The organism is Archangium minus, assembly GCF_044360475.1.
GTDB classification, from domain to species: domain Bacteria; phylum Myxococcota; class Myxococcia; order Myxococcales; family Myxococcaceae; genus Archangium; species Archangium minus.
In genome coordinates this window covers 478,281-499,634 of sequence record NZ_CP043494.1, presented here as the reverse complement: position 1 = coordinate 499,634, position 21,354 = coordinate 478,281, and the positions used below count along the sequence as shown (strand labels likewise).

The following is a 21,354-nucleotide window of genomic DNA, read 5'->3' as shown; positions in this document are numbered from 1 at the left end:
GCACCGGAGGGGGTCTCTCACATGCCGCGGGAATGGACGCTGATCACGGGAGTCGTGTGGGCGGGGATCGCGTCGGCGGCCGTCGAGGGACCGGGCCGCAACCAGTTCCTCCACGCAGCGCGGACAAACGGGCCGGTGGTGGTGGACGGCCGGCTGGACGAGGACACGTGGGCAAAGGCCCCCGTCTTCGATGGCTTCGTGCAGCGCTTCCCGGACGCGGGAAAGGCCCCCAGCGAGCGCACCGAGCTGCGCGTCCTCCACGATGACCGCAACCTCTACGTCGCCATCACCAGCCACGACTCCGAGCCCGCGCTCCTCAACCGCAACCTGGGGCGCCGGGACAGCGATCCGTACTCGGACCGGGTGAAGGTGCTGGTGGATCCAACGCATGATCACCGCACGGCCTACGTCTTCACGGTGAACGCGGGAGGGGTGCAGTCGGACGGCCTGTACTACGACGATCGCAACTACACCACGGACTGGGACGGGGTGTGGGACGCGGCGGTGGGCAGTACCGACAAGGGCTGGGTGGCGGAGCTCGCCATTCCCCTGTCGCTGCTGCGCTTCCCCGAGGCGCCCGTGCAGACGTGGGGCTTCTCGGTGCGGCGGGACATCGCGCGCCGCAACGAGGAGCTGGAGACGGTGCTCAACCCGCGCACCAGCAACGCGGTGGTGTCGCGCCTGGGGCACCTGACGGGCCTGGAGAACCTGAGGCCCCAGCGAGCGGTGGAGCTGGTGCCGTACCTGGCGGCGCGCACGCTGGCCCGGCCGCAGTTCTCCGACGCGGCGCGACCCTGGCCGCGACTGATGGATCCGTCGATGGACCTGGGGTTGGACTTCCGCATGGCCCTCACCAGCAACCTGGCACTGACGGGCACGCTCAACCCGGACTTCGGCCAGGTAGAGGCGGACGAGCTCATCCTCAACCTGTCCACCTTCGAGACCTTCTTCCCGGAGAAACGCACCTTCTTCACGCAGGGAATGGAGCTGTTCAACCAGGTGGGCGGGGAAGGGATGCCGCAGACACTCTTCTACTCGCGGCGCATCGGGCTGGGGACGCCCATCCTCGGGGCGGCGAAGCTGACAGGCACGGTGGCCGAGGGCGTGGAGGTGGGCCTGCTGGACGCGGTCGTCACCGGCCCCTGGCAACGGGACGCGGACGAGGCGCGGCCGGACCGGAACGTGAGCCTGTACCTGACACGTCCGCTGCACCTGGGCCCCAACGACGCGCTGCCCACGGAGCCGGAGGTGCCCATGAACTACCTGGCGGCGGTGGTGCGCGGGAAGGTGGGCGCGAGCTCACGCGTGGGGGGCATGGTGACGATGGCCACGCCCCTCGTCGGTGGCTGCTCGCGGGAGGACGCGGCGCTCGACGAGGACAAGCAACCGGCGCCGTGCCTGGCCCGGGGCGGAAACGCCGCGGCGGTGGACTTCGACCTGAAGACGGCGGACGGGAAGTACGGGTTGATGGGGCAGCTGGACGGCTCGCAGGTGGTGGGAGGCCTGCCCGAGCGCACCCTGCGGGATGGCACCGTGCTGCGCCGGGGGGACACGGGCTTCGGCGGCTACGTGCGAGCGGGGAAGTACGGCGGCGAGGGCTTCCGCTGGGACGTGGGCTACGACTTCACCTCGCCCCGGCTGGACCTCAACCCCAGCGGCTTCCTGCGCACGCAGAACGAGCACGCGCCACGCGCCGCGCTGCGCTACCAGCGCCCCAATGGCCTGGGGCCGCTGAAGTCCTACTCCGCCAACCTCTCCGGAGGCACGCGGTGGACGACGGATGGACGAGGCCTCGATCGGGGAAGTTGGATCAACTTCAACACGGTCGCGCAGCTGCCGAGCTTCGACTACGTCGGACTGGAGACGGGTGCGAACCTCGGCGGTTGGAATGTGCGCGAGTTGGAGGGCTCGGGCGTTCCGCTGGAGAACGAGAACATGGCCTTCCTGGCGCTCATCGTGGAGAGCAATGAGAACCGGCCGGTGTCAGCGGGAGGCTACGTGTTGGCGGCGCGCCACTTCCAGGCGGGCCCGGTGGCGCCGTCCTGGGGGTGGACAGCGGACCTGTATGGGACGGTGCGGCCCCACCCGGCGCTGGAGACGCGACTGGAGCTGCTCCTGGATCGCACCACCACCGCGCCGCGCTTCATCGAGGACCTGGGTGACAACCGCTTCCTACTGAGCCCGCTGCTGTCGGACACGCTGTCGCTGACGCTGCGGCAGCAGTGGGTGGTGACCCCAAGGCTGACGCTCCAGGCCTACGCGCAGCTCTTCACGGCCTATGGCACCTACGGCACGTATTACGAGGGCATGTCCGACGTGAGGCACTCGCCCATCCGCTTCGCCAGCCTGGTACCGGTGGAACACGAGAACACAGACGACTTCCACGACGTGGGGCTGAACCTGAACGTGGTGCTGCGCTGGGAGTACCGGCTGGGCTCGACGCTGTACGTGGTGTACACGCATGGGCAGCAGCGCCTGCCAGTAGCGGACGGCGTGCGGCCTCCGCGCACGCTGATGCCCCACGGACTGCTGGCGGGCGCCGCCCAGGACGCGCTGATGTTGAAGTGGTCCTGGTACTGGGGCGCATGAACCCGGCTGGACGAAGGGCAGGCAGCGCGGCGCGTCGGGTTGCGAGTGTGAAAACTTTTGGTGAACAGACGCGTCATGTCACGGCGTCGTCACATGACCTGCCTAGGTTGGCATGAGTGCGGCGTGGTCCACCTCGCAACCGATGAGCGCGTCAACCATGGCACCTTCGACCTCTCAGTCCGTCCTCGCCGCCATCGACGTGGGAACCAATGCCGTCCGCCTGGAGCTGGCCCGGCCTGTCGATGGCGCTCTGGAGAGATTGCACAAGGAGCGTGACCCGATCCGCCCGGGAGAAGGCGTCTTCACCAGCGGGAGGATGCCGCGGGAGACGGCGGACCGACTGGTGTCCACGTTGCGGCGCTACGCGGTGCTGTGCCAACGGCACGAGGCTCGGGTGCGAGCGGTGGCCACCAGCGCCATGCGGGATGCCAAGAACCAGGCGGAAGTCATCCAGCGAGTCCACAACGAGACGGGGCTGCACCTGGAGGTCGTGAGCGGCGAGGAGGAGGCGCGCCTCATCTGCCTGGGCGTGCTGCACCGTACGCCGGCGCGGACGCGCTCGCTGCTGGTGGACATGGGCGGAGGCTCTACGGAGGTGGCCGTCGCCACCGGGGAGCGACCCGAGGAGCTGTGGAGCCTGCCGTTGGGCGCGGTGCGGCTGACGGAGCTCTTCGAGACCTCCGGAACAGTGTCGCCCGAGCGGCTGCGACTGATGCGCGGCTACGTGGAGGAGGCGCTGCGCGAGGAGCTCCCCAAGAACATCCCCCAGCTGCCCCGGTTGGCGCTGGGCTCCTCTGGCACCATCAAGGCCGTGGTGGGCTTCGCGGCCAGCCGGGGCGGCTCGCACGCGTCCGTGAACCAGCTTACGCGCGCGGTGGAGCTGCTGGCGGTGATGACGCCGGAAGAACGGCACGAGCACTTCGAGCCCCGGCGCGCGGACATCATCGTCGCGGGCGCCACCCTCCTCGAGTGCGTGCTCCGACACCTGGGCGTGGAGAGCGTCATCGCCGTCAAGCAGGGCCTGCGCAAGGGCATCCTCGTGGACCTGCTCTACCGACAGGACGCAGCGAACGACGCCACCCCGCTGACGGGCGCGGTGCTGGCCACGAACCAGCGCCTCGCCTTCAACGAGAAGCACGCGCGTTGATGCACGCGTGAGGCCCCACGGCCTCAGCTCCACCGGCCTCCGGCAGCACTCTTCGCGGACTTGTCCAACAGTTGGACAAGTTGCTGAAGAGCGAGCCCGGAGGGTGCCTGCGCTCGACTGAGTCCTGGCAGGCTGGCACGACATGAGACGGGGAATGGCGCGAACCGCGGGGTGCATCTGCATCCTGGCCCTGGTGCTCCAGGCCTGTGCAACGACGGGAGCAATGGACGCCCTCGACTCCGAGGAGGACGTTCCCGCGAGCGCGGAAAGGGAGGACCTGCGTCCACAGTGGGAGTCACGCAACGCGGAGGCGGACACAGAAGCGCGCCAGGCTGAGGCCTCGGCGGCCCTGTCGAGCATGCGCGGAGTGCTCGGCCAGGTTGAGGAAGCAGGGGTTGAGCTGACCTTCCGCTTCTGGGCGCAGAACGGAGCCCTGACGCTGCTCTCCTGGAAGCGCGGAGCCGGAGAGGCAGACCTCACCAAGAAGGTGGACTCGTTCATCCCGGGTTTCGAGGGCCACCTGCCCACCTACGTGGGGCCGCGTGCCGGAGAGGTGGTCCTCACCTTGCGCCAGGAGCGGCGGGGTTGGGCTCTGCTGTCCTTCACCACCGCGGAGGGCCCCAAGCCACTGGAAGCCAGAACGTTGCCCGTGCGGGGTATGGGTGTAACGGCAGACACCCTCGCCCAGGCGCATGCCGTGGCCTCCCAGCTGACCAGAGGCCTGCGAGTCCCCGTGGGAGGCCGTGCGACTCTGTTGGCGGATGTCTCGTTGGATGACGACCGAGTCCTCAGCGCGACGACTGTTCGCTATGAGTCCCGGGGCGGCCCGCCTGTCCGAGAGCCCTCGCCAGGTCTGGTCGAGCAGATTGCCCAGGCACTCCTGCCATTCACCCACGGCATCGGACCGCGCACGGTGCGGCTGAGCCTGGAGGCGGAGCATCACCGGACGGAGCGTCATGCGCGCTGGCGCGTGAGGGAGGCCGGGACACTGCGCGCGGACCCGCGAGCCCCACCCGACCTCATCGCCGAGCACTACGCGCTCTACGAGCGCATCCTTCGCGAGTGGAGAGAGGAGACAAGGGACGCCTTCATCCAGGCGGGGCTCTCCAGCACGGAGTTCCTCGCCACCTGGTTCGTCAGCAGCCTCGCGATGCGAGGTGGACTCGCGCTCTTCGAGGCGGTGGCACCCAGACTCGCCCCCATCCTGGCTCGCGGGGGCTCGGAGGCCGTGGCCTGGTTCCGCTCCTTCCTCGCCCGGGTACGCCCGGCGGAGCGGGAGCAGTTCCATCGCCTATGGACGAAGGCCCAGACACAGGGACTGTCGGCAGCGGAGATGGCGCAGTTGCGCAAGCTCATGGCCCGCTTCGAGAAGCTCCTCGACACGAAGCTTGACCGAGGTGTGAGCAAGGATCTCAGGAGGATGGCGCAAAATGACTTCTACGAGAAGCTCCATACCGACCTGGCGAAGCTCCTGCTGGATGAACGTGGGAAATACTACCCCGTACATCATCGTATTCCCCTCGAATACGCTCATCTCTTCGAGCGGTTGAATATCAATGCACGGGAGAATCTTTGGGGGGTGCACGATCTCGTGCACACGAAGATCAACAAGGTCTGGACGTCGTTCCGGCGAGCGAAGAGCAAAGCCACCTCGGAGGACGTGCGAAAAGTGGCGACCCTCGTTGACCGGCACTTTGGCCGCTGGCTCAACCAACGATATGAGGCGGGTCGCTCCGCATCAGAGCTCGCCAGAGCCGAGGCGGACGCCCTCGAAGAAGTAAATGTTCTGGTAGACCTCCTCCTGAAATGAGCACGACCATGAACGCGGAGATTCCACTACCTGGGCTCGACCGGCTGATAGAGGTGTACCGGAAGCACGGGCTGCCCATGAAAATCTGGCCACCGGGACGCACGCCCCCCCTAGCTGGAGAACTCGTGGCCGGACACCCCTTCGACCCCGTACTCGCAGCCGTCTACAGGCGTCTTGGCAGGGCAGATTTTGGAGAGAAGCTCCTGAGAGAACTCGACCTCGACCAGGTCGATGACCAGTTGAACGGAGTCGTACTAAGGACAGAGGGACTACGCGACAAGGAAGAACCCTTCCACTCCTCCGTGATCTTCGCGTCTGTCCCTGAGCTCGCCTATTACTACGCCGTGGTGCCAAGGTTGGCCGATGAGCGGGGCCGCCAACCCGTCATCTATATCGATGCGTACATGGACAGGTACGTCCTGCCCATTGCCTCGGATGTGGATCGCTTCTTAGACACCTTCTCGCGCTACATCGAAATACTGGTGAAGAGCGATGACTATTTGTTGGATGGGATACGGGAAATTGAATTTCCCGAGAGTGCCCCCGAGCTCATCGCCCAGGACCGGCGACTGGTCGAGATGATCGTCGCCGGGCGCTTCGACTCCATCATGAACCTCGGGGACGAGTACCAGGACTGGCTCGCCCGGGTGAAGTCGGCCTGAGACGCAAGTTCCTCACTCCAACGAGGGCCCCGTGTCCCCGGGCATCAACGCCTGCCGCGCGAGCGACACCGGCAGCCCGAGTTGCAGGAACCGGTCATGGAAGTCGCGCAGCGAGAATGTCTGTCCGCGCGCCTCCAGGTAGCGCTTGTAGTCCTCGCGCAGCTTCAGAATCTGCATCCGCCCCAGCGCGTAATAGAGGTACGTCGGGTTGAACGTGCCGCGCTGCACCTCGCGCAACGCCGGGAAGGGCTCGAAGTAGGCAATCTCCGCGTAGCGCTTCGCCGCTCCCTCCACCGACTCGCCGAAGGCGTGCATCGACAGGCCCGCGTGCCACCGCGCGTGCCGCTGCAGCGCTCGCCGCAACTGTCCCAGCCTCACCGCCGGGTCTCCCCCGCCGAAGCCCTCGTCCACCATCATCTGCTCCACGTAGTGCGCCCAGCCCTCCACCAGCGACGCGGGCGTGAACACCTTGCGCACCTCCGTGGGAATCCGGGCCTCGTACAGCAACTGCACGAAGTGTCCCGGCATCGCCTCGTGCACCGTGATGCCCAGCAGCCCCGCGTGGTTGAAGTACGTCAGGTGCTGCGCCTTCTGCTCCTCCGTCCACCCCGGCTCCACGTTGGTGATGTTGTAGAAGGCCTCCGTCGCCCGCGTCTCGAACGGCCCCGGCGTGTCCATCGACGCGAAGCCCATCCGCGCATACGGCGGCGTCTCGCGCACCGTCGGCAGCCGCTCCGACGGCAGCGTCATCAGCCCCTTCTCCAACACGAACCGCTGGCACGCCTCCAGTTGCTTGCGTGCCGTGGGAATGAGCTCCTCCGCCGTCGGGTGGTCGTGCACCAGCGCGTCCATCACCGCCACCGGTGACTTCTTCGCGTCCACCCGTGCCGCCTCCGACGCCACCTTCGCCTGGTACTCGCGGATGGCTCGCTCGTTGATGTCCCGGAGCTGCTCGGCCGTCAGCGACACGTGCTCCTCCAGCGCCAGCTTCCGCTCGAAGAGCGCCCGCCCCAGCCGGAAGTCCCCGTTCGCCTTCGGCAACAGCTCCTGCTCCTGCCACCGCGCGAAGCCCTCCACCTCAGCCGTGGCCTTCGCCAGCGCGCTCGAGAACTCCTGCCGCAGCGCCGCGTCCACCCGCTCCAGCCCCTGCGCCTCCAGCGCCTTCGGCAGGTCCGTGCGCAGAAAGCCCACCGTGCCCCGCGTGTCGCGCAGGCCCTGCTCGGCCCATGGCTTCGGCACATCCCGCAGGTTCGCCTTCGCCGCGGCCACCACCTCGGGAAGCTGTGCCATCCGCGCCATCAGGCTGCGCATCCGCTCCTCCACCGGAGCGAACTCCCGCTGCGACAGTGACGAGAGGCCACTCGCGAGGGTGGAGTTGTAGAGCATTGGGTCGCGCTGCCAGCCCCGCTCCTCCTCCAGCTCCAGCAGCTCCGCGCGGATGGCGTTCTCCAGGATGCGCACGTCGAACACCGCGTCCCCGGTCAGCCCCGCCCGGTCCAGCCGCTCCAGCCGCGCGAGCCAGCCGTGCAGCTCTCCGGCCCGGCGCTGGAAGGCTCCAGCCGACATGTCCGGCAGCCGCGCGTCGTAAGCGTGCAGGCCCAGGTTCGTCGCGCGCACCGGATGGGCGGCGTAGTACCAGTCGAGGTACTCGCGGGCGAAGCGGTTGTACTCGGCATCGGCGGGAGTGGCGGCCATGGCGGACGTGGCGGCGGCTGGCCCGGCTCCCGTGCGAGGGGCACACGCGAACGCCAGGAGCAGGGCGGCACAGCAGAGGGGAGTGCGAAGAATCACGGGGTCTCGGACGAAAGGTGGAGCCCCCAGTGTCCCCCCGCCACCCGGCACTCGCAACCCGGGCAGCCGGGCGGGCGTGCCTTGGGAGCCACAGTGCATACCCGTGGCCCCATGGCGTCCAAGCCCGTGAATGCCATCTTCAACATCCAATCTCCAGCACCCGTGCACACGGAACGTGCGGGTTGGGTCCTCCTGGGCTATGGGTCCCTCCTGCATGCCAGTCCGGGCTCCGAGAAACCCTTCGAGGCCCGCTCGCTGGAGGAGGTAGCGAGTCATGTCTGAACAGCTCCCCAACAAGAAGAAGCGCTGGCCCTATGTCCTGGGCGGCATCGTCCTGCTCCTGGTCGTCGTGGTCGCCGTTGCCCTGTGGCGGCTCGACGCCTTCCTGCTCCAGCGCGCCCGCCTCGAGGCCACGAAGTTCTCGCAGACGCTCGGCCGGCCCGTGGAGATTGGCGACATCAGCACGCAGCTCGTCCCCCACGTGGGCGTCGAGGTGGAGAACGTGGTGGTGGGCGCCGCCGAGGGTGAGCAGGTGCCACTGGCGGAGCTGAAGCGGCTGGACGTGTCCGTGGCGCTCTGGCCCGCGCTGACCTCGCGCGGCCAGGACATCCAGGTGAAGAACGCCGAGGTCTCCGGGCTCACCGTCAACGTCGTCCGGCTGCCAGACGGCACCACCAACGTCTCGCGGCTGATGGAGAAGCTCGACCCGCAGCAGCCCCCGGAGGAGCAGCCCCCCGCCGAGGAGCAGCCGACGGACCTGTCCGCGGTGCGTGTGGACCGGGCGGCGCTCACCGACGCCACCATCCGCCTCATCGACCGGAGCGAGGCGCAGGCGCGCGAGCTGGCCATCTCCGACCTCGACGTGGAGGTGAAGGACCTGCGCGCGGGCAAGCCGCTGGAGGTGCTGCTCCACGCCGCGGTGCTGGCGCAGAAGCAGAACTTCCACATCACGCTGAAGACGACGCCTCTGCCGCCCACGCTCATCCCGGTGCCCGAGCGCGTGGTGATCAAGTCCGAGCCCATCGACCTGTCGCCGCTGGGGCCCTTCCTCGGTCCGGACGTGGGGCTGCAGGCGGGCACGCTGAGCGCGGACTGGACGGCGGAGCTGGGCGCGGCGGTGCCCGGTGGCAACGGGCCCACGAAGCTCCAGGGCGGCCTGCGCGCGCAGGGTCTGCGCTTCGCCGGGGCGGAGGGTGGCAAGGCGCTCGACATGCTGCTGGACACCGACGTGACGGGCGACATGAAGACGGGAGACCTGTCGCTGGGCAAGCTGCTGATGGAGCTCGGCCCGGCACGGCTCACCGGTAAGGGGCAGGTGAAGGGGCTGCTCACCGAGAAGCCCGCGGTGCAGGACTTCGAGCTGGTGGGCCAGAACCTCGACCCGGCGCTGCTGGCCGAGTACTACCCGCCCCTGCGCAAGCAGCTCGCCAACCAGATCGCAGGCCCCATCGGCCTGGTGGTGAAGGGCGGTGGCACGCAGGAGGCCCAGGCACTCACGGCGGAGATGGACCTGACGCCGGTGCGGCTGCGCATCCCCGAGCAGCTCTCCAAGGAGGCGGGCACGCCCATGCAGCTGACGGCTCGGCTCACGGGCGCCGCGGCCAGCGGGGGCGCGCTGCGCTTCGACGCGAAGGCGAACCTGGCGGGCGTGGACATGCGGCCGGGGCTGCTGCTGGACAAGCGGCCGGGACAGACCTTCACGGTGGACACGGCGGGCACGTACCAGCCGGCCAGTGGCAAGGCACCGCTGAAGGTGGACCTGAGCCGGCTGAACGTGGCGCTGCTCGAGTCCACGCTGTCGGGCAAGGCCTCCGTGGCGCTGGCGGGCGAGGGCGCGAAGCAGACGACGACGTTCTCCCTGGCGCTCAAGAGCCCGCGGCTCGATGCGGACGAGCTGCTGATGACAGACGAGGAGATCGCCGCCGTGGCCGGTCCCGCGGGCGCGCCGAAGGAGGGCGAGGAGGCGCCCGAGGATCCCAAGCGCTTCAACGGCATGCGGGGAGACATGCTCTTCGAGATTGGCGCGCTGCGGATGAGCGGGATGGAGCTGTCCAACATGGTGGCCGAGCTGAAGATGGTGGACGACCTCATCACGGTGGAGCGCTTCACCACGGGCGTGTACGGCGGCACGGTGTCGGCGGGAGGGAGCTCGGTGCGGCTGGGGCCTCCGGCGGCGCAGCGACCCTTCGAGCTGAAGGCGGAGGTGCGGGGCATGAACGTGGCGCAGGCGCTGTCCGACCGGGTGCCGCGCAAGGTGCTGGATGGGAAGTTCGACGGCCAGATGAACCTGTCGGGCGTGGGCTACGAGATGGAGAGCCTGAAGGAGCGGCTCGTCGGGGCCATCGACGGCAACCTGCTGGGCGGGGCGTTCGTCGGCCTGGATATCCCGGCGGCGGTGTCTGGTCCCCTGGTGAAGGCGCTGCCGTTCGCGGGCAAGGCGCTGAACAGTGAGGGCGTGACGCAGCTGGCGGAGCAACTGCCGTTCGGGGTGACCATCAAGAACGGCGTGGCGCAGCTCTCCAAGCCCATCACCTGGACGCGGCCGGAGGCGGCGATGAGCTTCGACGGAGGCATCCGGCTGGACGGAACGCTGGACCTGGCGGGGACGGTGAACCTCGGGCCGCCGCTGGTGCAGAAGCTGACGCTGGGCCGGGCGACGCCGAGCGAGCCCATCCCCGTGGCGCTGAAGCTGACGGGCAAGGCGTGGAGCCCGGAGGTGACGGGGCTGGACGTGAAGCCGGCGGCGGTGGCGATCGCGAAGATGGCGGCGGCGGGCGCGGCGACGGAGCTGCTGGGAGACAAGGGCAAGGAGGTGGGGAAGATCATCACCGGCGGCACGGACGCGGCGAAGCAGGCGGCCCAGGCCGAGGTGGAGAAGCGCAAGCAAGAGGCGGCGGAGAAGGCGAAGCAGGAAGCGGAGGCCGCGCGCAAGAAGGCGGAGGAGGAGGCGAAGAAGCGCCTCAAGGGCATCTTCGGACGCTAATCCCCCTCTCCCGCTGGGAGAGGGCCGGGGTGAGGGTATCCGCCCCCGTCCTCTCCCCGAGAGCCCGCGTCACGAAACCACGGAGGACTCGCGGGGGCCATGAGCCCTCGGAGCCACGGACCCGCGCTGCCGGGACACGAACTGCCGGAGGACCTCGGTCTTCGGCGCGGTGCGAACGAACACATCCAGGGGCGCGTCGCGCAGCAGGCCCACGTTGAGCACGTGCTTGCAGTAGCCCCAGTGCCCCGTCTCCCAATACGGGATGCGCTCGTTGTAGACGCCGCGTGCCCACTCGCCGGGGCGAAGTCGGAACAACTCCTCGTGGCGCTCGCCCCGAGACGAACCGCTCCACTCGAGCCGTCCGGGCGTCCCCATCTGGCCATGGTCGAGCAGCACCCGAGCGCCCTCCGCCGAGCGCTCGATGTGAAAGGCCTCCACCTCGACGAAAGCTCTGCTGCGCACCTGCGTCCACTCCCGGGGGAGGAAGCGCCGCTGCTCGGAGAAGTACACCTGGTGGAGCAGGAAGGCCGAGTCCTCGGCGCCGCTCCAGGCGTCTGGGAGCACCCATGCGGCGGGCGTGGCGTTGCGCCGCTGCGCACCCGGGCGTCCACGGGATTCCGTTGTCCACTCGGTCGTGAGCAGTTGGATGAACAGCCCGGAGACTCGCGTGCCCGAGCGGGGAGTGCGTCTGCTTCGGTGCCGGACCATGGTGTGGATTCCAGACGGGGCGTGTACCCGGAATGGACGAGAGGCCCCCTGCCCTCGAGCTTCCCCGGGGATCACCCACCCGGCCCTCCGCTCTAGGGATCAGATAATCCGCAACCCGCGCAATACCGGCAATCCCCCCAGGTCCTGTCCTGGACGAAGTGGGCGCTCAGCGTTGGAGAACCAACACTGCATCCGCCAGGAGCAGGACGCTGCCGAGGAGCTTGGGCGAGCAGGCTCAGTGGCGCGTGACACCCGGGGCGGGAGCCAACGCGCGGGGGCCAAGCCGGTCCCTGTCATGCGGCGCGAGCAGGTCGATGCAAGGCCCCATCGGCACAATGCGCGAGGGGTTCACCGTGTCCTGGCTCCAGTAGTAGTGCACCTTGATGTGGTCGATGTTGGTCGTCTCGGCGAAACCAGGCGTCTGGTACAGGTCGAGCAGGTAGTTCCACAGGTTGGGGAAGTCCTGCAGCCGCGCCAGGTTGCACTTGAAGTGCGAGTAGTAGACGAGGTCGAAGCGCACGAGCGTCGTGTAGAAGCAGATGTCCGCCTCGGTAAGCACGTCGCCGCACAGGTAGCGCTGCCGGTCCAGCACCTGCTCCCAGTGCGCCAGCGCGGTGAACAGCTCACGGCACGCCAACTCGTACGCACCCTGGCTCGTGGCGAAGCCCGCCTTGTACACGCCGTTGTTCACCGGCTCGTAGAGCGCGTCGATCGTCTCATCCACCTGCTCGCGCAGTTCCTCGGGCCACAGCGTCACCGGGTGCTCGGCGAAGGCGTCGAACTCGGTGTCCAACATCCGCAGCAGCTCGCGCGACTCGTTGTTGACGAGCGTCCGCTCGCGCGTGTCCCACAGCACCGGCACCGTCACCCGTCCCGTGTAGTGCGGCTCCGCCATGAGGTAGAGATCCCTCAGGTAGCGCGCACCGTTGAGCGTGTCCTCGTCCGAGCGCGGATAACACCCGAAGCCCCACCCGTTGCGCCCCATGCGTGGGTCCACCACGGTGACGCCCACTGCCTTCTCCAGCCCCTTGAGCTTGCGGATGATGAGCGTGCGCGACGCCCACGGGCAGGCATAGGAGACATAGAGATGGTAGCGGCCCGCCTCCGCCGGGAAGCGCCCTTCCCCGCTCGCGGTCACCCTGTCATGAAAGCGCGTTCGCGGACGCACGAAGCGTCCGGCCTCGTCCGGGGCGTACCAGTCCGTACGCCACTCTCCGTCCACCAGCATTCCCACGAGAGCTCACCTCCGATGGGTGAACACTCCGCATGCCGCGCTCGGAGGACAACCTCCTGGGCTTGCGGAAGGACTGGAGCGAGCCCGCTCGTCCCCTCACCGGGGGCCCGGCACCTCCCTCCAGGGCAGTGTCCATTCGACTTGGTCCTTTTTTGCTCCCCTTGGCTCCCTGCCGAGCGGCTCCAGAGGATCCGCAGTGCTACTCGGTGGAGCGTTGAGCCCGCTCCAACTCCCTGTCCCAGGTGGCCAACTGCACGGCCACCGAATATTTTTCGGCGCTGGAGACATCCTCGAACGACTCCGGCGGAAGCGCGCGAATGCGCTCGCGCAGGAAGTTCGGGTCGCTGAGCACCTCGGGGTGCTTCAAATCGTTGTCCCCCTCCACGAGGACAGGAATCACCCGGAGCAATGCCTCCAGGCTCTCTTCCCGAGTCGCACGAGCCATGCGCTCCACGGTGAGGGCCAGGTGCTCGCGGACCGAAGCGGGGCCTCCGGGGCACCAGGCCTCCAGCGTCTTGCGCCAGAGGTCCTCCATGAGTTCTTCCAACGTGTACTTCTTGCCAAACCAGAAGGCATAGCGAGGACCCTGGAGCACGTCCCAGAAGCGCAGTAGCGAGACGAGCCGGTTCGCCATGCGCGCAGCGCTCCACGGCGGCGGCGGCGACACGGTATGGTAGAGCGCCCCCCAAGGCGTGTTCAGGCAGAAGGACTCGAAGGCTCCCGCCATACGCTGGCGCTCCTCCTTCTGGACGCCTTCGTCCAAGTGGGTGAAGACCTCGGCGAGCAGGTGCACCCGCCAGCGCGGGTGGGCCCAGTCGAAATCCTCGGCCCCCGAGTGCATCACCAACACCTCGCCAGGCGGCACCGGCCGCATCTGCCGGGGCATGGGGAAGGCTCCGGTCTTGAGGTACTCCCGGGCCCACCAGCGGCCTTCGGCTCTCGCCTTGCGGAGGATGGCGGCGGTGGTGTCATAGAGCCATGCGGGAAACTCGAGCACCGGGGTCTGTTCCGGGGTCATGGCCTTTCGCCCTACTACAGCGGCCGGATGCTCCTCAAGCGCTCGTCACGTCGCGTACTCCGAGGGCGGCGGACGCCTGCCACCCATTCAACGGCAGTCCCCCGGCAGGTAGACCTGGCCCTGGAATCCCGCGGGGCGTTCGCCTCCTTCGTAGGCGGCCCGGATCGCCTGCTCGGCCAGCTCACCGCGCTGTTCTATCTCTTCCACGGGTAACGCCTCTGCCTTCTGGACCATCCGCTCCTTCCAGGTCGCATTGGGTTTCTTGCGCCGGTAGCTCCAGCGGTACAGCGTCACTCCGGGCTCGGGCGTGCGCCAGGACAACTGCCAGAGTGCTCCCCCGTTCTCGAATTCGAGGAGGAGGGAGCCCTCGAACCCAGTGCCTCCCACGAGTTTCTTGTCAGGGTCGACAGCCGCATTGAGGGCCGCCAGGTAGCGCCTCGCCTGTTCTCTCCCCTCGTCGCGTGACTCCTCTTCGTCTGGCTTCACTTCGAACAGCACGAGGAGGCGGGTATCGGTGATGTCTGGGCGCAAGAGCCTCACGAACTTCGGAAGACGCTCGGGGTCCCCAAGCTTCCCCTCCCTCACGATTCTGGAGAGGTTGGCCGGGTCGAGGAAGACGCGGTTGGAGGGATGCTGCACGCGGTACTCTCTGCCGATGGCTATATGTGCGGCCTTGCCAAGAAAGGCGCCCCAGGGTTCCCGGGAGTCCGGTTTGCGGCCTGGAAGCGTGAAGGAGGGCGGCTCCGCACGAGCGCCGAGGGCCGCCACGAGCACCAGGAGAAAAACCGCCAGCTTCCAGGTGCTCCGCGTTCTGGTTCCATGCGCTCTCCTGGCCAACATGCTCCTCCCGGCGCGGTGTGAGGTTGAGGAGGGAACCATGAGGGACTGGCCCGGAAAAGGTGTCAGATGTGTCAGGAGGGGAGGGCGGGCCGGAAGTGCACCGGCGCGGAGGTATCAGAGGATTCCAGCCGGAAGCGTGCTTCCGGGCTTTCCGGCTGGACCTCTCCCGGTGTTCGGGAGTTCAGTCTCCGGCTCCCCTCACACCAGGAGCCGTTCCCGATGAAGAACAGTCCCCTGCTGTTGATGTTGGCGGCGCTCCACCTCTGCGGCACCCCCGCCCTGGCTCGGACCGGAATGTCCACCGCCGAGTCAGCCGGCCTCGAAGGCACCGCGAGCGCCGGGCTGGCCGCGACGCAGTGCAACCCGCTCGTTCCGCTGAGCACCCGGGGCCGGTACGTCGTCGACCGTTGCGGAGAGCGCTTCAAGCTGAAGGCATTCAACTGGTTCGGCGCGAGTGATCTGCTCGAGGTGGTGGGCGGCCTGGACCAGCAGACGCTGTCGGACCTCGTCACCGGAATGAAGGCGCTGGGCTTCAACACCGTCCGCCTGCCGTTCTCCAACGACATGCTGCACCCGGACGACAACAAGCCCGCGGCGCAGCGGTGTCTGGAGAAGCACGGCGTCACGTGCATCAGCACCGTGAAGAATCCGGAGTTGGTGAACAAGACGGCGCTCGAGGTCTACGACGCCGTCGTAGCGGAGCTGACGCGGCAGGGGCTGGTGGTCATCCTGAACAACCACACGACGAAGTCCATGTGGTGCTGCGGCTGGGATGGCAATGGCTTCTGGGACAGCAGCCAGTCCTTGCAGCGGTGGCAGGACGACTGGGTGATGATGGCCGGGCGCTACAAGGACAACAAGTGGGTGGTGGGAGCCGACCTGCGCAACGAGGTGCGCCCGGACGGACTGGACAGTCCCAACTGGGGTTGGCGCAACCAGCACGACTGGCACATGGCGGCCCAGACGATGGGCAACCTGCTGTTGCGGACGAACCCAGACCTGCTCATCGTCGTCGAGGCGGTCAACTGGTGGGGGCTCCTGGACGGAGAGCGCCCGCACCTGAAGCCCGTGAGGCACAGGCCCATCGCCCTGCTGCGCGGAGACAAGCTCGTCTACGCCGTGCACAACTATGGTTACACCGGGCCGAAGCAGTCCGGAGGCGCGCTGGGCAGCGGCCCGAAGTACAGCGACATGGACAAGCCGACTCTCTACGGCACGCTGGACCAGGAGTGGGGCTTCGTGCTCGCGGCGGATCAGGCGTACACCGCGCCGGTCTGGATGAGCGAGTTCGGCATTGGCTACAACGAGCAGGCGGCCAACTCCCGAGCGTGGTTCAGCAACCTCGCGGACTATCTGATCGACAAGGACGTCGACTGGGCCTACTGGGCCATCAACGCGGCGAAGCTGCAGAGCTCGGTGCAGGGCGAGGAGGAGACATACGGCCTGTTGAGCTATCCGGACTGGAGCGGCGTGCGGAGCGGCGACTGGCGTCTCGGGACGGGTCCCCTGGGCCGGCTGCTCGGAGCGGAGGGGCGGACGGGCGCCGTGGATGCGACCCGCTTCCTGCCGATGACCGTGCTCCTGAAGGACGGGAGCTCCTCCTACTACGTGGACAACAACTCGCTGGATTTCGACTGGCACTCGGGCAAGGCGAAGCTCAGCTGTCCGAGGGGCTTGCGCATGGTGGGGGTGAGCGCGAGCTTCTCCATCCTCTGCACCAACGCGGGAGCCGTTCCCGCGCAGCAGGGCACGGAGAGCTACCAGACGGTCACCCAGGAGGTCTCACCGCTGCGTTACCCGGGTGACTGGGCCCACCAGAGCATCAAGTTCGAGTGCCCGGTGGGCTCCTACGCGGTGGGCATCTCCACGGCGAACCCGTTCGGACTGGAGTTGGCGGGCCTGCTCTGCGAGCAGAACACCGGTGGAATCCCTCTCAACAACAGGTCGGCGAAGAACTTCTGGGGAGGAGACCAGCGGGCATCGTTCTCGGGAGGCGACTGGAGCGTGAGCCAGTACAAGGGGCAGTGCGCCGACAACCAATACATCATCGGGGTGGCACATCGCCGGAGCGGACTCGCGGACCACCCGTCGGTGGTGCTCTGCTCCAACTGAGGGCGCGCAGGGCCTCGAGAGCGTGAGAGCCAACACGGTGATGGACCAAGGAGGGAGCATCACCTGCATGTCTCGGAGAAGCCCGAGGGCCCACCGGCGTAGCCGAGCACCCGGGCACTGAGCCTCAAGGGGTGGAGCGCCCGCCAATCTCCGGGAAGCGCTCGTAGGCCCGTTTAAGCGCGTCCAGGTGGGCGGGGTTGTCCAGGTCGAGCGGCGCATCGGTGAGCCGGACAACCCACCCGCCCGTCGCGGTACGCCGTGAGCGCGAGAGAAGTTCCGCGTCACGGACCGGGTCCGGAAAGCCGATGGCTCGTGCGGCTGCTTCCGACCAATAATTCAACCACCCGAGGTAATAAGGAATCTCCGGCGCGCGGATATGCTCAAAGAGCTTGAGGGCGGGCAGACCCCGAGGCGGAGACGGCGGCCCTTCCAGCGTGGGAGCTGTTTGATTTGCGATGTCCAAAGCAGCACGGTCCGGCGTCGCATGCCCCCACAGCGCACGCGCGCCCTCTGCCATGGCGTCAAGCACATCTGCCGCCGCTGCGAGGCCAACAGCATCCAGCGGCAGCTTTGCGTGGACATCGAGCAGCGGCTGACTGCCCGGGGCGTGGCGGGCGGATGTTTGTACCCCATAAACCGTCACGGGGAAGCTCTCATCGCCGTTGCACACAAGAGGGAATGCCCCGTCCTTGGTCCCCTCGATGAGCCATGTATCGCGCTGCGGCAATGCGATGAGGCGCCCATCTTCGGAAACCCCCCACTCCATGCGCAAACCAGGGAGCGCCCGTTCCATCCCCTGGACAATAGCGAGCGTGCGACCGTCGTTGCCGACCAGTGCAGGAGCGTAAACGATAATGCCGAGTTTCTTTCGCGTAGTCATCGTTTGCATCCAGTGACGACGATTTTAAGGAGCCGCTCCTCTCGCAGCAGCGCGGCCTTATGCTCCTCGGTGCTGACCCCAACGACGAAGTCATATCCGCAGTCTCGCGCAGCGTCGCGCTGCTTGCGCAATTGCTTTATTTCCTTTGCAATCTCCCGTTCCTGGATAAAATCAGGGTACGTGTCAAATTGATGGGTTTTGATTTCCCACAGCAAACGCACGCCGACTTGCAGTGCATCGAAGCTCACACCGCCCACGAGCACATCCATTCCGGGATAACGGTTAGGCGGAAACTTATCGGCGCACTTGTTATGCGCGTCATCCTCGCCCGCGTGCGGCACTGGGATGGGTTCGCACCTGCTGCGCTCTCGATCCGAGGTGTCGGTTGTCCCCACGGGAGGGAGATCCGGCCCTTTTGGCTCCGGCTTGAGCCTTTTTTTTCGGCGAGGGTTTCTGCGGGGCGGGAGCTGTTTCAGGCACGGGCTTCGCTTCTGGCAAGGGCCTTATCTCGGGGTGACCCATATCCAGCGCATACGCATCCAACGCTTCTTTGATGGCGAAGCCCACCACCACCACGCCCGCGACGATCACCGCTCCCACGGCGATCTCCGGGGCCGCGAGGACACAGACCCCGAGCCCCACGGCCGCAGCGCCAACAGAGGCCACCGCGCATCGTCCCGTGATGTCGTGAAACTCGATCCGGTCATGGTCGAGGGCATCAAAGCACCGCTCCGCCAGCACGGGCCAGGGCTCGGAAGCCTCTTGGACGGCGCACCGCCCCCCGTCCGTCCACGGCAGCGTCGCCGCTCGCTGGAGGTTGGCGAACCTTGGGTCTCGGGCCGCTGGCTCTCTCGGGCTGGGCGCTGACGTAGCGCAGGCTGCGACAAAGAGCAGAAGTGCGAAGCACGTTCGGCAACGCATGGTTGCGTCCTCCAATCAATTCAAGACCAGTTGGGTCCTGTCGGGGCTGTTTTGGAGTATGCCAACGCGCCCCGCATCCCGGGTAGGTGGACAGGTCCTCCCCCTCGACCGTTCATTCTGGTTCGAGGGCGGCTTGCGGAAGGACTGGAGCGAGCCTGCTCGTCCCCTCACCTGGGGCCCGGCATTTCTCTCCAGGGCAGCGTCACCGTGAAGGTGGCTCCCCGCCCCGGTGCGCTCTCTACCTGGATGGAGCCCCCCAGGGCCGTGACAATCTCCCGGGTAATCCACAGCCCCATCCCCAAGCCTCCGTAGTGCCGGTCGCTCACCGCACGCTCGAAGCGCTCGAAGATGCGCTCTTGGAGGGCGGGGTCGATGCCGATGCCCTCGTCTCGCACCTGGAGGAGGACCTGCGTCCCGGAGACGCGCAGTGCCACCTCCACGGGGTAGCCCGCGCCGTACTTGAGCGCATTGGACAGAAGATTGCTCAGCACCTGCTCCAGGCGCAGGCGATCCCACCGGGACACCACGGGCCCGGGCACCTGGAGACGCAGCTCACAGCCAACCCGCTCGGCTTCAGGTCGGATGCGCTCCACCACTTCCCGGACGAGCTCGGCCAGGTCCACATCCTCCAGGTGCAGCACCAGCCGGCCCGAGGTGATGCGGGACACGTCGAGCAGTTCGTCCACCAGCACGCTCAGACGGCCCACTCCCCGCTCCATCCCCGTCAGCCGTGACACGAGCCGCTCGGACCAGGCCGCCTCCCGGCGCGCGCAGAGGTACTCGGTGCATCAGGCGGCGGACTACTACACAGGTGCACTCCCCGCGATGAGGGATGGTTCGTCGAGAGTTCACCTGAATCCACTACGCTCGAAGTACACCTACCCTGGAAGAGAAGGTCGAGGCATGTCCACCCGGCCCCCCACGTCCGGCATACCGCTGCTGCTCATTCTCCTGTTGCAGGCCGGATGCGCCACGGGAGGTCCGGTGGTGAGCACGCTGGGCCCCACCCGTGCTCCGGTCCAGTACGCACAATCCACGGACTCCGCGACGGCCGGCTGCCTGCGCAACCCCGCCTGCTACAAGACCCTGCCGGGCGAAGAGGCGATCATCCCTTGGGTGTCACGCGCCGTAGACGCCGCTCACGCCGCTACCACCATGTCGGTGATGCTGGAGGGCGCGGATATCAAGGTCGTCGAGCAGGTGTTGACCGACTGCGCCCAGAAAGCCAATGAGAAGGTCAACAAGGAGGATAAGGAACTCCAGGGTCGGGAGCCCACCAGGGAGCAATGCAGGAAGGTGGTGAGTATGGAGGGCGGGAAGGAAGTGACGCGCGCCATGGAACTCGGAGTCAGGAAGCACGAGGTTGCCCTCGAGTGCGCGCGGAAGGCATTCGCGGAACGCTTCACGCAGAACGTCAGGGTGGAGCCCACCTACCAGAAAGACTCCAGTTCGGGGCTGTGGCGATGGGTTGACCCCAAGCAAGTGGAGGAGTGGCTGCAACTCGGGTTGACCAGCATGCTTTGGGGTGCACTGGTGCCCGATGTCGTGATTCACGTGTCGGGAAATCCGAACCAGGTTCAGCGCATCTACGACCTGAAGTTTCCTTGCCCGCGCAACAACAGGCCTTCGTGGCGGCAATCCACTGAGGGCCAGCCTCATTATCCAAATGATCAAGGTACGATGTACAAAGAGGCACTTCTTGATGGAAAGCTCGATGCCAGCTTTGTCACGCCCAAGGGGGTTCAGTGATGAATGAGCACTATCCGCGTGTTCGCCTCTACTCGGTCATCAGCGGTGAACAACGTTCCCTGTACATCCGGGAGAGCGTGAGCCTCACCTTCTACATGAAGCGCCCCCACCAGGAGATCGTCCAGGAGGTGATGCGCTGCCTGGAGGTGTACCTCCGTGCCATCGGGCCCCAGGTGCTCGGTTGGTATGCCGACCCGTACAGTGGAGACTGGGAGGAACTCGATGACAAGGGCTGGGCGTACATTCGGCGATTGATGCTCGAGGAACCCGTCGCCCAAATCTGGCTGAGTGAGTCCCCCAGTGAGACCACGGGGTATGAGTTTCTCTACAGGGGCCGGCTGCTCAAGAAGAATGTGACAAGCGCACTGTCCTTCATCCTCCCCACGGAATACCTGGAAGCGCACGGACCGGGACACGTGCGGGAACTGGCGCTGGAGCTGGCGGCGAAGTTGCCCCTCTCCTCCGGACATGGGGGCTTGTGCTTCAACTACCCGGAGAGCGTCGTCGGCACGACCGATGCCATTCGTGACATGTCCTTCCGTCATCCTGGCCTGGACATCCCAGGCTTTCATTTCGACTCGTTCTCCATCGGCACCCGGGTGAAGGGGGTGCATTGGCTGAACTTCCTGGGCCAGCCCGTGTTGGGCGAGCTCGGGGGCGCCGCGGGCCTGCGCGCGCGCCTGCGCTCGCCCGGCACCACCGTGCAGGAGCTCGATGGCGAGCGGGCCGTGGTGACGCTGGGGACATGGCCGGAGGCGGGTGACACGGAGCAGGGCCGCACGTTGCCCGAGTACCGCGAGCTGGCACACGTGCTGGAACCCTGGCTGTACATGGACCGTGGCAACTGGGGTGGCTTCTCCGACGAAGACATGCGCCGGTGGGAGCGCCGCTTCCTCGACTGACGCCTCAT

Annotated in this window: 16 protein-coding genes; 8 read left to right on the top strand and 8 right to left on the bottom strand. The window is 67.1% G+C overall.

Going from position 1 to position 21,354, the window contains the following annotated elements; genetic code table 11:
* Positions 1-21: 21 nt before the first annotated feature.
* The 4 genes from F0U60_RS02125 to F0U60_RS02110 all read left to right on the top strand — a co-directional run bounded on the left by F0U60_RS02125 (position 22) and on the right by F0U60_RS02110 (position 6,208).
* The gene (locus tag F0U60_RS02125) at positions 22-2,589 is read left to right on the top strand and encodes a DUF5916 domain-containing protein (RefSeq protein WP_395813383.1); all 2,568 of its coding nucleotides are present in this window, start codon (positions 22-24) and stop codon (positions 2,587-2,589) included.
* Positions 2,590-2,746: 157 nt separating this feature from the next.
* Positions 2,747-3,736 (top strand): Ppx/GppA phosphatase family protein, encoded by a 990-nt coding sequence (locus F0U60_RS02120; RefSeq protein WP_395813381.1) that lies wholly within the window; start codon positions 2,747-2,749, stop codon positions 3,734-3,736.
* 154 nt (positions 3,737-3,890) lie between these two features.
* On the top strand, positions 3,891-5,546 hold the full coding sequence (locus F0U60_RS02115; RefSeq protein WP_395813379.1) for a hypothetical protein: 1,656 nt from the start codon (positions 3,891-3,893) through the stop codon (positions 5,544-5,546).
* 8 nt (positions 5,547-5,554) lie between these two features.
* On the top strand, positions 5,555-6,208 hold the full coding sequence (locus F0U60_RS02110; RefSeq protein ID WP_395813377.1) for a hypothetical protein: 654 nt from the start codon (positions 5,555-5,557) through the stop codon (positions 6,206-6,208).
* A 12-nt stretch (positions 6,209-6,220) separates the two neighbouring features.
* Here F0U60_RS02110 and F0U60_RS02105 read toward each other — a convergent pair whose 3' ends face one another.
* The gene (locus tag F0U60_RS02105) at positions 6,221-7,999 is read right to left on the bottom strand and encodes a DUF885 domain-containing protein (protein ID WP_395813375.1); all 1,779 of its coding nucleotides are present in this window, start codon (positions 7,997-7,999) and stop codon (positions 6,221-6,223) included.
* Positions 8,000-8,273: 274 nt separating this feature from the next.
* Here F0U60_RS02105 and F0U60_RS02100 point away from each other — a divergent pair, with 274 nt between their 5' ends.
* The gene (locus tag F0U60_RS02100; protein ID WP_395813373.1) at positions 8,274-10,982 is read left to right on the top strand and encodes an AsmA family protein; all 2,709 of its coding nucleotides are present in this window, start codon (positions 8,274-8,276) and stop codon (positions 10,980-10,982) included.
* Between the two features lie 69 nt (positions 10,983-11,051).
* Here the strand turns inward: F0U60_RS02100 and F0U60_RS02095 are convergent, their stop codons facing one another.
* From F0U60_RS02095 to F0U60_RS02080, 4 genes are all read right to left on the bottom strand, one after another.
* On the bottom strand, positions 11,052-11,690 hold the full coding sequence (locus F0U60_RS02095; RefSeq protein ID WP_395813371.1) for a hypothetical protein: 639 nt from the start codon (positions 11,688-11,690) through the stop codon (positions 11,052-11,054).
* A gap of 235 nt (positions 11,691-11,925) precedes the next feature.
* Positions 11,926-12,918, bottom strand: a complete 993-nt coding sequence (locus F0U60_RS02090) for a glutathione S-transferase family protein (RefSeq protein ID WP_395825930.1) — start codon at positions 12,916-12,918, stop codon at positions 11,926-11,928.
* Between the two features lie 205 nt (positions 12,919-13,123).
* Positions 13,124-13,942: a hypothetical protein gene (locus F0U60_RS02085; RefSeq protein ID WP_395813369.1), complete on the bottom strand. Its 819-nt coding sequence runs from the start codon at positions 13,940-13,942 to the stop codon at positions 13,124-13,126.
* An 87-nt stretch (positions 13,943-14,029) separates the two neighbouring features.
* Positions 14,030-14,821: a hypothetical protein gene (locus tag F0U60_RS02080; protein WP_395813367.1), complete on the bottom strand. Its 792-nt coding sequence runs from the start codon at positions 14,819-14,821 to the stop codon at positions 14,030-14,032.
* A 180-nt stretch (positions 14,822-15,001) separates the two neighbouring features.
* Between F0U60_RS02080 and F0U60_RS02075 the strand changes: the two genes are divergently transcribed.
* Positions 15,002-16,894, top strand: coding sequence for a glycoside hydrolase family 5 protein (locus tag F0U60_RS02075; protein ID WP_395813365.1), 1,893 nt, complete (start codon positions 15,002-15,004; stop codon positions 16,892-16,894).
* A gap of 124 nt (positions 16,895-17,018) precedes the next feature.
* Here F0U60_RS02075 and F0U60_RS02070 read toward each other — a convergent pair whose 3' ends face one another.
* The 3 genes from F0U60_RS02070 to F0U60_RS02060 all read right to left on the bottom strand — a co-directional run bounded on the left by F0U60_RS02070 (position 17,019) and on the right by F0U60_RS02060 (position 19,432).
* Positions 17,019-17,774, bottom strand: a complete 756-nt coding sequence (locus tag F0U60_RS02070; protein WP_395813363.1) for a DUF5953 family protein — start codon at positions 17,772-17,774, stop codon at positions 17,019-17,021.
* Positions 17,771-18,169, bottom strand: a complete 399-nt coding sequence (locus F0U60_RS02065; protein WP_395813361.1) for a DUF6310 domain-containing protein — start codon at positions 18,167-18,169, stop codon at positions 17,771-17,773. The genes F0U60_RS02070 and F0U60_RS02065 overlap by 4 nt, the downstream gene beginning before the upstream one ends.
* A gap of 693 nt (positions 18,170-18,862) precedes the next feature.
* A complete protein-coding gene (locus tag F0U60_RS02060) occupies positions 18,863-19,432 on the bottom strand; it encodes a sensor histidine kinase (RefSeq protein ID WP_395813359.1) in 570 nt (189 codons plus the stop codon).
* A 166-nt stretch (positions 19,433-19,598) separates the two neighbouring features.
* Between F0U60_RS02060 and F0U60_RS02055 the strand changes: the two genes are divergently transcribed.
* Together F0U60_RS02055 and F0U60_RS02050 are read left to right on the top strand one after the other, a co-directional pair.
* Positions 19,599-20,444: a hypothetical protein gene (locus F0U60_RS02055; protein ID WP_395813357.1), complete on the top strand. Its 846-nt coding sequence runs from the start codon at positions 19,599-19,601 to the stop codon at positions 20,442-20,444.
* Positions 20,444-21,346 carry a DUF3396 domain-containing protein gene (locus F0U60_RS02050; protein ID WP_395813355.1) on the top strand — a complete coding sequence of 301 codons (903 nt, stop codon included), beginning with the start codon at positions 20,444-20,446 and terminating at the stop codon, positions 21,344-21,346. Before F0U60_RS02055 ends, F0U60_RS02050 begins: the two co-directional genes overlap by 1 nt.
* Positions 21,347-21,354 lie beyond the last annotated feature (8 nt).